Source organism: Chloroflexus aurantiacus J-10-fl (assembly GCF_000018865.1).
In the GTDB taxonomy this organism is placed as follows: Bacteria; Chloroflexota; Chloroflexia; order Chloroflexales; family Chloroflexaceae; genus Chloroflexus; species Chloroflexus aurantiacus.
The window spans coordinates 3,037,502-3,052,015 of sequence record NC_010175.1; the positions used below are offsets into that span (position 1 = coordinate 3,037,502).

General features: G+C 55.7%; 12 protein-coding genes. 7 read left to right on the forward strand and 5 right to left on the reverse strand.

What is annotated here, in order from left to right:
* The first annotated feature begins 3 nt into the window (after positions 1-3).
* From CAUR_RS11690 to CAUR_RS11715, 6 genes are all read left to right on the forward strand, one after another.
* A complete protein-coding gene (locus tag CAUR_RS11690; RefSeq protein ID WP_012258096.1) occupies positions 4-1,623 on the forward strand; it encodes a R3H domain-containing nucleic acid-binding protein in 1,620 nt (539 codons plus the stop codon).
* 70 nt (positions 1,624-1,693) lie between these two features.
* Positions 1,694-2,374, forward strand: coding sequence for a dTMP kinase (tmk, locus tag CAUR_RS11695; RefSeq protein WP_012258097.1), 681 nt, complete (start codon positions 1,694-1,696; stop codon positions 2,372-2,374).
* 34 nt (positions 2,375-2,408) lie between these two features.
* Positions 2,409-2,735 carry a cyclic-di-AMP receptor gene (locus tag CAUR_RS11700; RefSeq protein ID WP_012258098.1) on the forward strand — a complete coding sequence of 109 codons (327 nt, stop codon included), beginning with the start codon at positions 2,409-2,411 and terminating at the stop codon, positions 2,733-2,735.
* Positions 2,736-2,748: 13 nt separating this feature from the next.
* On the forward strand, positions 2,749-3,261 hold the full coding sequence (locus tag CAUR_RS11705) for a zinc ribbon domain-containing protein (RefSeq protein ID WP_012258099.1): 513 nt from the start codon (positions 2,749-2,751) through the stop codon (positions 3,259-3,261).
* Positions 3,258-4,220 (forward strand): P1 family peptidase, encoded by a 963-nt coding sequence (locus CAUR_RS11710; protein ID WP_012258100.1) that lies wholly within the window; start codon positions 3,258-3,260, stop codon positions 4,218-4,220. The genes CAUR_RS11705 and CAUR_RS11710 overlap by 4 nt, the downstream gene beginning before the upstream one ends.
* A 242-nt stretch (positions 4,221-4,462) precedes the next feature.
* The gene (locus tag CAUR_RS11715) at positions 4,463-6,238 is read left to right on the forward strand and encodes a peptide ABC transporter substrate-binding protein (protein WP_012258101.1); all 1,776 of its coding nucleotides are present in this window, start codon (positions 4,463-4,465) and stop codon (positions 6,236-6,238) included.
* A gap of 529 nt (positions 6,239-6,767) precedes the next feature.
* On the opposite strand, the gene CAUR_RS11720 is transcribed toward CAUR_RS11715, so the two are convergent.
* From CAUR_RS11720 to CAUR_RS11735, 4 genes are all read right to left on the reverse strand, one after another.
* Positions 6,768-8,168 (reverse strand): MurT ligase domain-containing protein, encoded by a 1,401-nt coding sequence (locus tag CAUR_RS11720; protein WP_012258102.1) that lies wholly within the window; start codon positions 8,166-8,168, stop codon positions 6,768-6,770.
* 5 nt (positions 8,169-8,173) lie between these two features.
* Positions 8,174-8,947, reverse strand: a complete 774-nt coding sequence (locus tag CAUR_RS11725; protein WP_012258103.1) for a hypothetical protein — start codon at positions 8,945-8,947, stop codon at positions 8,174-8,176.
* The gene (gene proC / locus CAUR_RS11730) at positions 8,948-9,766 is read right to left on the reverse strand and encodes a pyrroline-5-carboxylate reductase (protein WP_012258104.1); all 819 of its coding nucleotides are present in this window, start codon (positions 9,764-9,766) and stop codon (positions 8,948-8,950) included. It lies immediately after the preceding gene.
* Between the two features lie 207 nt (positions 9,767-9,973).
* A complete protein-coding gene (locus CAUR_RS11735; protein ID WP_012258105.1) occupies positions 9,974-12,265 on the reverse strand; it encodes a delta-60 repeat domain-containing protein in 2,292 nt (763 codons plus the stop codon).
* A gap of 516 nt (positions 12,266-12,781) precedes the next feature.
* On the opposite strand from CAUR_RS11735, the gene CAUR_RS11740 reads away from it, so the two are divergent.
* A complete protein-coding gene (locus CAUR_RS11740; RefSeq protein WP_052303786.1) occupies positions 12,782-13,687 on the forward strand; it encodes a PIG-L deacetylase family protein in 906 nt (301 codons plus the stop codon).
* Here the strand turns inward: CAUR_RS11740 and CAUR_RS11745 are convergent.
* Positions 13,627-14,514, reverse strand: coding sequence for a metallophosphoesterase family protein (locus CAUR_RS11745; RefSeq protein WP_012258107.1), 888 nt, complete (start codon positions 14,512-14,514; stop codon positions 13,627-13,629). The two genes, CAUR_RS11740 and CAUR_RS11745, sit on opposite strands and share 61 nt — an antisense overlap.

The following is a 14,514-nucleotide window of genomic DNA, read 5'->3' on the forward strand; positions in this document are numbered from 1 at the left end:
GGTATGGCTGTAACGGATACGAGCAATGATATTCAGCTCTTGTTAGCAACGCTGCCGCCGGCGATTAGCGAGGCGATTCGGAAGGCAAATGATCAGGATAATTTGCTCGAAATTGTGATGGATTTGGGACGCCTGCCAGAAGCCCGGTATCGCGGTCACGAGCTGTTCCTGAGTGATCGTGAAGTGACGTCCGAAGACATCCAATATGTGATCGAGCGTATTGGTGAATTTGGTGAAGATAATCGCGCAGGTATTCCGCGTACTCTGCACCGCATCTCTGGGATTCGCAACCGCCGTGGGGTGGTGATTGGTCTGACCTGCCGCGTTGGGCGGGCGGTGTATGGGACGGTTGATATTATTCGTGATCTGGTCGAGACCGGTCAGAGTATTCTGCTGTTAGGGAAACCGGGTACCGGCAAGACAACCCTGTTACGCGAGACGGCGCGTGTCCTGGGTGATGAACTGCGGAAGCGGGTAGTGATTGTGGATACCTCAAATGAGATTGCCGGTGATGGTGATATTCCCCATCCCGGTATTGGGCGGGCCCGCCGGATGCAGGTGCCACGACCTGCCGAACAGCATAACGTGATGATCGAGGCGGTCGAAAACCACATGCCGGAAGTGATCGTCATTGATGAGATCGGTACTGAGCTGGAGGCGGCAGCAGCCCGTACTATCGCTGAGCGCGGCGTTCAGTTGGTCGGGACAGCGCACGGGAATACACTTGATAATCTTATGGTCAATCCAACGCTGTCCGACCTGGTCGGTGGTATTCAGGCAGTGACCCTGGGTGATGAAGAGGCCCGGCGCCGTGGCACGCAGAAGACGGTGTTAGAGCGGAAGGCGCCACCGACCTTCAGCATTCTGGTTGAGATTCAGTCCTGGGATAGGGTGATGGTCTATCCCGATGTTGCGGCAGCCGTCGATGCGATTTTGCGCGGTGAAGACCCTCCCTGCGAACAGCGCTTCCGTGATGCAAACGGTGTGGTCCACCGGGAACCGGTGCGACGGGCGCCAATTGATGCCCCGGCATTTGGTCTGCGGCGCGGTCGTGGTGGCCGTGAACAAGGCCAGATGGGTGGTAGCGGTCCCCGCTTACGTGATCGCAATGGCTCCGCTTCCTCCACACTAACAATGCCACCACAGCGCATCTTTCCATTCGGCGTCAGTCGTAACCGGTTGCAAAGCGCGATTGAACGCCTGCGAGTGCCGGCGGTGATTGTACGTGATTTGAAAGAGGCTACTCTGGTCATGACGCTGAAAAACTACTACCGGCAAAGTTCGCAACAGTTGCGGCAGGCGGAAGAGCAGGGTGTGCCGGTCTATGTGTTGCGCAATAATACGATTACCCAGATGGAACGACAGCTCGCCCAGGTCTTCCAGTTACGCGAGCTGGTTGACGATGAACCAGCGCCCTTTGGCAACGATTCGGTGGTTGAAGAGGCGTTGCTGGAAACGGAGCAGGCGATTACGCAGGTGATTAATGGCGAGCGGAACGCAGTAGAGTTAACGCCGCGCAGCAGCTATATTCGTCGCTTGCAACATCAGATGGCTGATCGGTATAATCTGCGCTCGGAGAGTCGGGGTGATGATCCTAACCGACGGGTGAAGATCTTCCGGTAGCAGATCGACAGATTGCTGAAGATCGGCTATCCTTAACGAAGGTTAAACCGTCATTGCTGGTAGCGATTTCATGAAACAAGGGTTCTTTATCACATTTGAAGGGCCGGAAGGAGCCGGGAAAAGCACACAGGCTCGACGATTGTATGAGCGATTACAGTCTATCGGCTACCCTACAATTTTGACTCGTGAGCCAGGTGGTACTCGCATCAGTGAATTGATTCGGCGCATTCTGGTGGATCTCCGCCATACCGAGATGGCACCAACAACCGAGATACTGCTGTTCTCGGCAGCCCGGGCCCAATTGGTGAGCGAGTTGATCCGGCCATACCTGGCAACCGGTGGTATCGTGGTGTGTGATCGCTACGCCGACTCGACGTTTGCCTATCAGGGGTACGGTCTGGGTCGCGATCTTGAAGAGTTACGGACGATTACCGATATTGCTACCGGTGGTTTGAAACCCGACCTGACCCTGTATTTGCGAATTGATGTTGAAGTCGGTTTGCAGCGTAAACGCGCCAGTCGTGAACGAATTGAACCTGGCAGTGTGCAACCACCGGAATGGAATCGACTCGATGCTCGTGATCTGGCGTACCATCAACGGGTAGCTCAGGGCTTCAACGAGTTGATGGCGCAAGAGCCTGAGCGCTGGTATGCGTTGGATGCCGATCAACCGGTAGATGAGTTAGCCGAACAGATCTGGCAGGTTGTGATGGCCCGGTTAGCGCAGGTGATGCCGCTTGCTGCGCAATGATGCGTGTATTGCATAGCATATAAGGGTGAAGATCATGCGCCTCATTCTTGCTGTTGTTCAGTCTCAAGACGCAACAAATCTGGTAGAAGCGCTAACCGAGCACGGCTATCGGGTAACACGCCTGAGCAGCCAGGGTGGGTTTTTGCGCGAGGGCAATGTGACGCTGTTACTTAGTGTAGAAGATCAGCAGGTAAACCCGGTAATCAGTATTATTCGGGAGCACTGTTCGACCCGTACCCGCTATGTTTCACCCATGCCACCCATTGCGGAGTCGGGTGAATTTTATCCACCGGCACCGCTTGAAGTGCAGGTCGGTGGGGCGACGGTGTTTGTGTTACGCGCCGAGACACGTAAGCTATAATGGCGATATTATTATGGAAGCAATACAAGAGTTTTTAGCCAATATCTTACCGCTTATTCGCCTGGGAGCAATTTTTCTAGGCGCATATGCGGTTTTACTATGGGCAGCATCGGTCCTGTGGGCCTATCGCGATATTCGTCGGCGTACCGAAGATGTCTCGGTGCAAGTGCTGGCGGTTGGGATCGTGTTGTTGTTGCCTTTTTTGGGCATCCCGTTGCATTTGATCCTGCGCCCTCCTCAAACGCTGGCCGAGAAGTATGAGCGGACGTTGGAAGAAGAATTTCTGCGCCGCGATCTCGAAGAACAGTTTGTTTGTCCCGAATGTCAACGGCCTATTGAACCAGATTATCTGTTCTGCCCGCATTGCCATACGCAATTGCGCCGGCGCTGCGATGCATGTCAGAAAGTTGTTGACCTCACGTGGCGAATTTGTCCGTACTGTGGTCACTCCCAGACGGGCAGCGCACCAACGGTACGGGCCGAGGCTTATGCGGTTGCACCGCCAGTAGAGGTGACTCAACGATGATTATTCCAGCAATCACGGCTGTTCAAGGTGTCCTGGTTGGTCAGGTTGCCGACCAGGATGCGCTTACCGGGGTGACAGTTGTGCTCACGCCTAATGGAGCAACCGCTGGTGTTGATGTGCGCGGTGGCGCACCGGGAACACGCGAGACCGATTTGCTCAATCCGGTGAATCTGGTGCAACAGGTGCATGCTGTGGTGCTGACAGGTGGGAGTGCCTTTGGTCTCGCGGCAGCGACAGGGGTTGTATCGTGGCTCCACGAGCGTGGCTACGGTTTTGATGTTGGCCTGACGAAGGTGCCGATTGTGCCGGCGGCAGTTATCTTTGACCTGGGCATTGGCCGGTCTGACGTCTGGCCGGATGCTACGATGGGTTATGCGGCTTGTATGGCAGCGGAAGCCGCTGTTGCAGAGGGGAGTGTTGGCGCCGGTATTGGCGCGACCGTCGGTAAGGTTGGCGGTATGGCAACCGCAATGCGAGGCGGTGTTGGTAGCTGGAGCGAAACACTCGCTGATGGCGTAACGGTAGGTGCGCTGGCGGTGGTGAATGCGTTTGGTGATGTCGTAGATGACCATGGGCGTATCATTGCCGGTGCGCGCGCTCCCGATCAATCGCTGATCGGTACCAGTGCGTTACTGCGCAGTGGATTGAGTCGCCGCTCGTTTGCCGATACCACCGGACAGAATACAACGATTGCGGTTGTGGCAACCGATGCCCGGCTTGACAAGGCGGCTGCAACCAGACTGGCAATGATGGCCCAGGATGGCCTGGCGCGGGCGATTCGTCCGGCGCATTCACCTTTCGATGGTGATACCGTTTTTGCGCTGGCGACGGGTGTCTATGAAGCACCACCACTGGTGACGTTGGGTGCGGTTGCGGCTGATGTGCTGGCAACTGCAATTATGCGAGCCGTTCAGGCTGCCACAGCAGCGGCTGGCGTACCGGCAGCACGCGATCTGTAAGTCTCAGGTTTCGCGTGTTGATCCATCCGGCTTCATTTTCCTGTTCCCCTGATGCACAGATAGTGGTATCATCGAAATACAGGTTATAACGTTAGCAGTAGCTGTCTGCCCGTTAGGTCTTGCACTCTTTCCCCGGTTAATGTGCAGTCGTATCCATCCGGCAACGTCGCATTCGTTCATCAAGAACGTACCCACATGCGGTAAGGCAGGTAGTTACTCGGTACAATAGAAAAGATTACGCCATGAAGCGTTTTATAACATCATTGATCGCCAAGTTTGCGTTGATGGTGCTGGTGAGCTGCACGATTGTTGTCGATGTGCCGACACCCACTCCGTTTGTGAGTACGGCGCTTCCAGAATCAACACCAACGGTAGTAAGAGAACAGGTGTTGCGCATCGGGATGGTGACCGAACCACCCGATCTGCTGCCGTATCACAGTAATCCCACCGATGAGCGTTTAACATCGCCACTGACTGAGTTGATCTTCCCATCACCTATGCTGGCAGTTGATTTCAAACTGCAACCAACCGGCGTGTTAACCCGCCTGCCCGCCTTCGCAAATGGTGATGTAATGACAGCAACCGTGACGGTCTTTCGTGATGCGTTGGGACAAATCTCGGAAACACCCACCGAAACGACCGATAATGTCACTCAGGTGAGCGTGACGTTTCACTGGAACCCCAATCTGCGCTGGGCTGATGGGACACCGGTGACCGCAGCCGATTCGGTATTTGCCTACGAATTGGCACAACAGATCGACCTCGGTCAGGCGGCGAATAGTCGGCTGGCAATGACAGAACGCTACGAGCAGATCGACGAATACACCACGCGAGCGGTGTTGCGCCCTGATGTTACCGATCCGGCGTATATCACCAGTTTTTGGACGCCATTGCCGCGCCATCTGTTGGCCGATCTGGATGCACAGCAGATTGGTCAGAGTGAATTTGTCCGCCGTCCGCTGGGGTATGGGCCATACACGATCAAAAGCTTTGAGGGGGGAACGCTCGAATTAGTCCGTAATCCGTTTTATTGGGGCGAGGCAGCGCCGTTCGATACCATTGTTATTGCTTTTCGCAGTGAACCCGGTCAGTTGGTAGACCTGGTGCGTGGTGGCGGATTAGATCTGGCATTCATTGAGCAGCCAACACCGGCTTTGCTCGAGCAATTGCTGGCCCGTGCCGATCAACAAGAACTTCAGCTCAGTACCTCGCCGAATACGATCTGGGAGCACCTCGATTTCAATCTTGATGTGCCATTGCTGCAAGATATTCGGGTTCGCCGGGCCATTGCCCATGCCATCAATCGTTCGGCGCTCGTTGAACAGCTCCTCGGCGGGCGGAGCAATGTGTTGGAGAGCTGGATTCTACCAGGACAGCTCGGCGAACCGCCTCTCGACCAGATTACGCGCTATGCTTACAATCCCGACGAGGCCCGGCGTTTGCTCGATGAAGCGGGGTTGTTTGATACCGATGGTGATAGCTGGCGTGAATATGAAGGTTTGCCAATTGTGCTGTCGTTGGTGACCACGGCCAATTCGCCATTGCGCGAAGCGGTGGCAAGCCAGATTGCGAATGATCTGGCTCAAGTTGGTTTGAATATTGAGGTCGTACCATTGCCGCCGGGCGAGTTGTACAGCACTGAAGGGCCGTTGTATCAGCGAACGTTCCAGTTAGCGCTGTTTGGCTGGATTGCCGGTGCGCATCCGCGGGGTTGGGAGTTGTGGAGTTGCAGCGGGGTGCCGGGTGAAGCAAACAACTGGACGGGAAATAATTTTGCCGGTTGGTGCTTCTTCGAGGCGAATGAGGCCATTAATACGGCGACGACGGCGCTTGATCCCAATGAGCAGATTGCTGCCTACCTCCGCCAGCAACAGCTCTTCACGCAGGAGGTACCGGTGTTGCCACTCTTTCAGCGGATTGATGCGCTGATTGCCCGTCCTGGTTTGAGCGGCTGGCGGCTCAATCCAACGGCACCGTTCACGTGGAATATCCAGGAGTGGCGGTTTGCCGGTGAGTAAGATCATATCTTGATGGATAACCCAGATTGCTCCCTTTGTCACCACAGAGACACGGAGGACACAGAGAATGCGGATAACCCGGGTGGCTACCGTGAGGCGTGATGGAGCGCGTACATAGGAATTGGCTACTCCCCACATCGTTTATGCGGTTACGCCACACGGTGTTGCGGGCAACGTCGTGCTGTTCATCCTGGCAGTCAGCCGCCATGGCCTGCTCGCAGCATAGATGGCAACTTGAGTTAATGGATACAGTGTGTCCTGGTTGAGGACACCGTGCGTGCATACGCTTCACGGCGTTCTGCTGCGATGTCGCTCCTCGTAGGGCAGGTTTCCCGCCCCAACTCATCCATCCCTGTTACCAGGGTGACGTACCGGCACGGGTACGCGCTACACCCCGCATCTACCGTTGCGCACCGGCGGATGCGGAAGCGTGGCTTTGTCTCCGGGCAATCCCGTCTGGAAACTGTACCACGCTTTCTCTCCTGCCAGATGTGTACCGCATCGGCCTCCAGCACACAGGTCGTCGCGGTTACGCTTCCCAAAAGGGTTTGGCCCAACCGCGGCGACTGATTTCGCTCCGTAAATCGAGCATGGCGGTATAGGTAGGCAGAACGGCAAGTGTTTCACCGGGTGGCAGTCTGGATAGTGCGGCATCCAGGGCAGCAGGGAGATCATCGATGACGGTGATAACCTCACCGGCCACACCGGCGTAGTCGAGACGCAGGGCCATATCGGCAGCGCGGGTGCCACTGACGGTGACGTGGGCAACCCGCTGTGCCAGCGGTTCAAAATCGGCGTCCCACAACCACGAGACATCGGTGCCGTCGGCGAAACGGTCGTTGATGGCAATCAAAAGATGCAGGGGTTGGTCGGTGGCCGTCGTAAACATCCGTACCGTCTCGGAAGCACCGACCGGGTTTTTGATCAACGCGATCAAGAGCGGTGGCCCATTCGGGCCGGCAGTAATTCGTTCAATCCGACCAAAAGCGGCCTGAAAGTTCTGGAGGGCACTGCTAATAGTCGCAGGGGTTATACCTAACGCCAGCGTCGCTGCTGTGGCTGCCAGAGCGTTCTGGGCATTGTAGAGGCCGGGTAGTGGTAAACGGAACTGGACTGTACCGCCGGGATGTGTGATCTGAAGGTCACTCCCATCAAGTCCGCGTGGTTCAAGCACGGTGAGGGCAATGTCAGGTTCAGGACGGTGCTGACCGCACTGCGGGCAGGCATAGTGACCGATGTGGGCGTAGAACACGTGCTGGTAGTGATAGCGATGGCCGCAGACATGACAGAACTGTGAGTCGGCGATGTGCAGCGCCGCTCCGGTGGCCTGGCGAACATCTGCCAGGCCAAAGGCGATAATCTGAGCCGATAACCCTTGCACGATGCTGGCCAGTGCCGGATCGTCGGCATTGAAGACGACGGTGCTGGTTGGGGGAAGCGTTTGCAGCGCTGTGCGCCAATGGCTGGCGATGGTGTCGATCTCACCGTAGCGATCAAGCTGATCGCGAAACAGGTTCAGCAGCACAACCAGGCGTGGTCGTGTCTCGGCGATGGCCTGGGGCAGCGCCGCTTCATCCGTCTCGAAGAGTGCCTGGTGTGCGTGTGGCCGTCCACGCCAGTCGGCATCGGCAATGGCGACTGTGGTCAGGCCGGGCAACAGGTTCGCGCCGGCGCGATTGTGCAGCAGTGGTTTGCCAGCCTGCTCAAGAATTGTAGCGACCATGCGACTGGTGGTCGTCTTGCCATTGGTACCGGCGATCAACGCCACACCTTCGGGCAAAGCGGTGCAGAAGTTGGTCAGAATGGTCGGATCGAGGATGCGCGCGACCTGGCCGGGAAGGCTGGTACCACCACCTAATCCCAACCGTCGCGAGAGGGTGCCGGCAGTGCGAGCGAGTGCGAGTGCTGCGGTTGTGCGGAGACGGTACATAGCTTTTAACTCAAGCCTGCTTTGCGCAGAGCAGCAGCCAGCGGATTGTCATCGTCGTCATCGTCATCGCCACTGCTGGCAAAGAGCGATGCTGATGGGGGTGTCTCAACCTCTTCATCGAAGAGATCATCTTCTTCCCAATCCAATGCCAGGTTTTCGGCACCGACCAGCGCAATAATATCATCGACACTGAACAACATCAGGTTGACCTGATCATCCGCTGCGGAGCGGAGGGACAGGTCGTCAATCAGGTGCAGTTGTGGCAGGGCGGCAAGCACTTCGGCGAGCGGTTCTGGTCGGCGGGGTGGCGGATGATCACTTGCCATCAGCGCATCGGCGGCAGCGCTATCAGCCGGTATACCGGTGTCAACCAGCAAAATCGTGATGCCCACCCGATGAAAGAGCAAACGCAGAATCTGGCGGGTCTCGTTAAGCTGGGCAACTGCCCGGCGCAGGGCACTGGCAGTACGGCTGGCTTTGATCTCGAACACCCAGGCTGTGCCATCAACAATTGCCAGGGCATCCAGCTCGCGATACTTAATCTGGGCCGTCCGGTTGCGACGCTCTTCGTACTCAAGAATCCGGCGTTCGTCGAGGGTCAGGTGAGTAGCCAGCCAATCGCGCAACGCAGCTTCAGCCTGTCCACCAAAAATATCGCGCTGGCGTGGTGGACGAATCGCTTTCTGATTTTTGCGTTGCAGCTTGAACTGCTCGACAAAGGCCCGGTAGCGACGGTCGTCTTCGGTTGTTAAGCGCGCCCGCGCGTAGCTCACCGCCATCTAACCATTCCTTCCCAATTCAACCGACCGCCGATAAGCCGCCCAAATGGCATCGGCCAGGACAGTGCGCAGACCACCGCGCTCAAGCTCACTCAACGCGGCGGCGCTGGTGCCACCGGGAGAGGTGACCGCATTGCGCAACTGTGCCGGATGCAAACCGCTCTGAATGGCGTATTGCACCGAGCCGAGCATCGTCTGTTGTACCAGCTCTTCGGCAATCCGCCGCGACAGGCCAAGGTGAACACCGGCATCGATCATCGCTTCCATCATCAGGAAGACATACGCCGGCCCGGTGCCATTGATCGCGGTTGCCATATCGAGATAGGTCTCGTTATCGACAAACAATTCACGACCGAGCGCACCCAACACAGTGGCTGCCCAGCCGCGCTGACGCTCATTCACTGCCGGTGCCGCAGTCCACACCGTCATTCCACAACCGATTTGGGCGGGAGTGTTGGGCATACTGCGCACAACGGCCTGATGGTCAAGCGCCTCGGCAAACGAGGCGATGGTAGCGCCGGCGATGACCGAAATCGCCAGATCGTCGTCGCGCAGGGCGCCGCGCAGTGGTGGCAGCACCCGGCGTAACTGTTGCGGCTTGACGGCGAAGATGACCACCCGTCCCCATTGGGCAGCGGCCAGATTATCGTGCGTGGTCTGAATGCCGTAGTGATGGCTCAGTTCGCGCCGGCGGTCTTCGCGGGGATGGCTGGCTAAAATCTGATCGGCGGCAACCAGCTCGTTGCGCAACAGGCCACCGATAATTGCTTCGCCCATCGCGCCGGCCCCAATAACGGCAATTGGTAAATCTGAGAGCATAGTTGTTGTACCTGTAGCTAGTGCTTTACCTGTTTGCCGTTGGACGGCAAACCATGTCTGTTCTGGGGAATATGATACCACGGGATGGATGGGGAAGAGGAAGTGTAGATTGAGGCAGGTGAGTCAGATGTTGTTGGAACGCTATCGTTGAGGTTTTGGGTACTGAAGCCAGACTTCAGTACCCAAAACCTGCATCTCTGGTGCTGATTATCTGATGATCTGGGGGAGAAAGACCTGACTGCGCAGGGGGGCATATCTGGCCAGCCCGTAAAATGGTTTTCCATCAATCAGGCTGAACGTCCCACTTACCCAGGTCAAACCGTTGGCGTCGCACAGCAGCTTGTGGATTGCGCCATCAAAGTAGTGAGCAGCTTGATAAGTATTTGGAAAGGTAGTGGGCATGATCTGCCCGTTGCGATCAAGATGAGTGAGAAACGGGTGACGCCCATATGTGTTCGCTATCCCACCGACCCATAGTGACCCATCTCCTGCCAGACACGTGGATTGTACAGTATGAAAACTGGTTGGGGAAGAGAAGCCAGTGTCTACTGTTCCGTCATTATTCAAACGAACCAGATTTGGACGTTCTTCGCCATCGACCGTTTTAAAGTATCCGCCCACTATTAAATCACCATCAGGTAGTGGTGTGATGCTGTACAGAGAACCGATCTGGGAATATTCAGTCTGAAATGCCGGGGGCGTGAATGTGTCGTCAATATTGCCATCGCTATTGAGGCGAACCAGGCCGGGTACGTTGACTCCGTTGTAGCTGCTGAAATCGCCGGCCACAACAATCTTGTTCCCTTGCACAGCAAGCGCATAGACTGACCCGTTGACATTACCAATCGTGAAGGTCGGATCCGTATCTGAAACATCAGCGTTCAGTCGTCTTAGCCACCCCCACGATCCGACTAACACTTTATTGTCACTTTGAATCGCTAATGCAGTCACAGAACGATAATCATTCAAGGCGGAGATATTGGTGAGGTTGCCGTTCGTTCCAACCAGGAAAAGTTGATTAGACCTAAACCCTGTAAGTGCGCTGCCATTGGGTAACACGAGCGTAGGGAGACTGTATCCACCAGGATCGTTCGCAAATGGATGTAAGTCTGGATCGAGGGTGCCATTGGCGAGGAGACGGGCCAGGCCAAAGTGGGGAGAACCGTTGACGTGGCTGAAATTACCGGCGATCAGGAGTTTGCCATCTGCATAACGGCTGATGCTGTAGATAGTTGCTTCGTCTCCAACCAGCGGGTGGAATGCAGGTACTCTCTCTAAACCATTGTAGGCAGGATTAAGCAGCGCCAATCCATCGAAGATGCCGATCTCGCTTGAACGTACAGGCAAGCCTTTCCCACCAACGACAACGTGACCATCACTGCGGACTGCGAGGGCCAGAATATCTGAGTTGTCGCCAAAACTGACCATTGTTCTAAATGTGCCATCAGCGGTATACCGCCATACCTCGCCCTGATGTTGCGTTGGGAAACCATTGATACATACTGCTGAATACCAGCCCCCGATCAAGAACCCACCATCGGGCAGTGCTACTAAGGCGGTAATCGATGCAAGCCAGTTTGGATCGGGATCGAGATCGAGAGGCATGCGTTTGAGCACACCATCTGGCGTGTACCACGCAAATGAACTATCACCGCAAATGTCCTCGCGGCCAACGACGACCGAATTATCGCGTAACACGGCTACTCGTTTACTCACCATCGAACCGCCGCGCACAAATCCGGTATCGAGCACACCATTGGTTCCCAGACGAGCGATACCAGTTTGAGGGGTGTTGTTCACCTGAGTAAAGTCACCAACGATGATATATTTGCCGTCTTGTTGTCTGGCAATATCTCGTACAGTATCGTTGGGGCCACTGCCTGTACCGTTAAAGGTAGAGTCAGCCGTTCCGTCAGGATTCAGACGGGCAACATACGGAGTTGGTTGATAAAAAGCTCCACCAATCACTACCTTGCTTCCATCAATCAGTACGGCAAGAACCGGTCCACCGATGCCTACGGTGTTGAATGTTTCGTCCAACAGTCCATTCGGGTAAAGGCGCAAGAGGAAATAGGTGAGTATTGACGGTGATACTATAAATCTACCGGCAATGATGATCTTGCCATCGGTCTGGACGGCAGCTTCATAGACGTCTAGCACTGTAAGGCGGCTGTCAACCTGAAAGGTAGTGTCAACAGTTCCATCACTTTTGAGGATGGCCAGACTACGTGGAGTCGGCTGCCCACTAATACTGACGAAACGTCCACCAATTAACATTCGACCATCGCTTAGCGGAACCAGTGTGTTAACGGTTCCTGGTGAGGTAAAGATGGCCGGGTTCATTGTAAATAACGTATCGGTAGTACTTGTGGTGGGAATAGCCTGATCCCCGTATGACTCGGGTCGGGCAAGGGAGGTGTCGGTTGTCGGTGTGATGAGCGCAAATAGCAATAGCCCCGTCAGAAGCCATCCTGTCAGGTGGGATGCAATGGTGTTCATAGGTGGTCCTTCGTTTCTGTAAGCGGTTTTGTTGGTGTTGAGTGAACCGTGGGGATAGGTCTAAACGTTGAGCAGAAATTGTTACAGCGTTATCATAACAATAACGCTGTCTTTTTCTTTAACAACGTGCGAATCCTCTATTTGGTGTGAAGGGTTGGTAACTGCTCATGATGATCTTGTAAAGCTTATCAACCATCGACGAATGTATCAATTTTCAGGTCAATATGTTTTGTCAATCTGCAAAAACACCTGAATCCATGCAGTTGTTGATTTAATGGGATTGATATCTGTGATTCTATACGCAATGTTACGGTTGTCTTTCGGTTGTACCCATTGACGGTTATAGCTTCAGGAGCAAAACTTGTTTCCGTGTATCATGACTATGCGTGGTACGATGCTGCTACAAGCAGGCGCAGTAGTGGTGCTACGGTTAGCAAGATAATTGCATTGTGTTGTACGATGTGATTCGTGTGTATCGCTTCGAGATCGTTTTGAATGCTGTCAGGTGTAAAACATATGACCCTTACTCACGAAGAGACGATAGTCTTACGCCCGGCAGTGGCGGTTGGTATGCGACCGACGCTACTGGCGGTGTTTGCGCATCCTGATGATGAGAGTTTTGGACCGGGTGGAACGCTCGCCCGTTATGCCTGGTCGGGTGCTGCCGTGCATTTGATTTGTGCAACCGGTGGCGAAGAGGGAACGGTTGATGCCGAACTGTTGCAAGGGTACGAGTCGGTGGCGGCGTTGCGACGGGCAGAGTTGCTGCGCGCTGCCGAGGCGTTGGGGTTGAGTAGTGTAACGCTGCTTGGGTATCGCGATTCGGGTATGGCCGGTAGCGCAGCCAATCAGCACCCGGCGGCTCTTATAAATCAGCCACGTGAGCAGGTGGTTGAGCAGTTGGTGCGTCTGATCCGGCACTTCCGGCCACAGGTGGTGATCACGTTTGATCCCATCGGTGGTTACCGGCATCCCGATCACATTGCTATTCACGAGGCAACGGTTGCCGCATTTCACGCGGCGGGTGATCCGGCAGCCTTTCCGGCAGCCGGTGCGCCGTATGCGCCACAAAAGCTCTATTACACGACCTTCTCGCGGCGCCTGTTGCGTTTGCTGGTCAGGCTGATGCCGCTCTTCGGGCGTGATCCAAAGGCTTTTGGTCGTAATCGGGACGTTGATTTGACTCAGCTCGCCAATGTTGAGTTTCCGACCCATGCCCGGATTGATACGACCGCGGTGCAGGCCCAGGCGCGAGCCGCGGCGCTGGCTCACGTCAGCCAGGGAGCCGGTGGGCCACTGACCCGTGGCCCGCTGAGTAAGGTGTTGAGTTTGCTGGGGCGGACAGATACGTTTATGCGTGCCTATCCGCCGGCGACGCCCGATGTGCGTGAAGACGATCTGTTTGCCGGTGTTACGTGGTGATGATCGCTGCCGGTGGTGTTGGGACGCGGTAGCCAGTGTTCGGCGACCGGTTGGAAGCCGGTGCTGCGTTGATCAAAACGGAGGTGCTGGACACGGGCGCCATCAGCCTCGATAGTGATTAGATTGCAGGTATTCGCGCCGTGCTCGTCGCCGTAGCCGCGGCGCGATGTTGTTGTACCGCTCTGTACGATGTAGGTGCCATGCCGGAGTTCGGGTAGAAAATCACGGGTATTGCCGACAAAGCTTAGATGGAGATGCCCACACAGCAACAGATCGACGGCAAATTCGGCGAGAAGTTGCATCGCTTCGCCGGCATTGGCAACCAGGGGGCGTTTGCGCTGGTACGCAGGCGGAAAGCCAACCGGATGATGCCAGACCACAACTTTGTAGGTGTCGGCAGCGAGACCGGCAAGCTGGCTGCGTAGTGTCTGCATCTGGTCGCGATTGAGCCTGCCGCCGTCAATCGTCCAGCCATGCGCGGTGCATGCCCCAATCACGGCGATGCCGGGTGCGGTGAAGACCGGGTTCAGATCAGGCGTGATATAGCGACGATAGCGGTCGAATGGTCTGAACAGCCGCTCGTGGAGCAGGAAGAGGGGGACATCGTGATTGCCGGCCACGACCAGTTGTGGCTGCGGTAGACGACGGCGTAGCTCACAGGCGGCCTGCCATTGGCGAGAGAAATCGGCGCGTTGCACAAAATCCCCTGAGATAACGAGGAGATCGGGGTTTAGTGCGTGAGCGTCGGCGATCAGCCGTTCAGCGGCAGCGGGATTGAACGGTGGGCCGGTATGGATGTCGGAGATGTGGAGAATGCGAAATGGCAT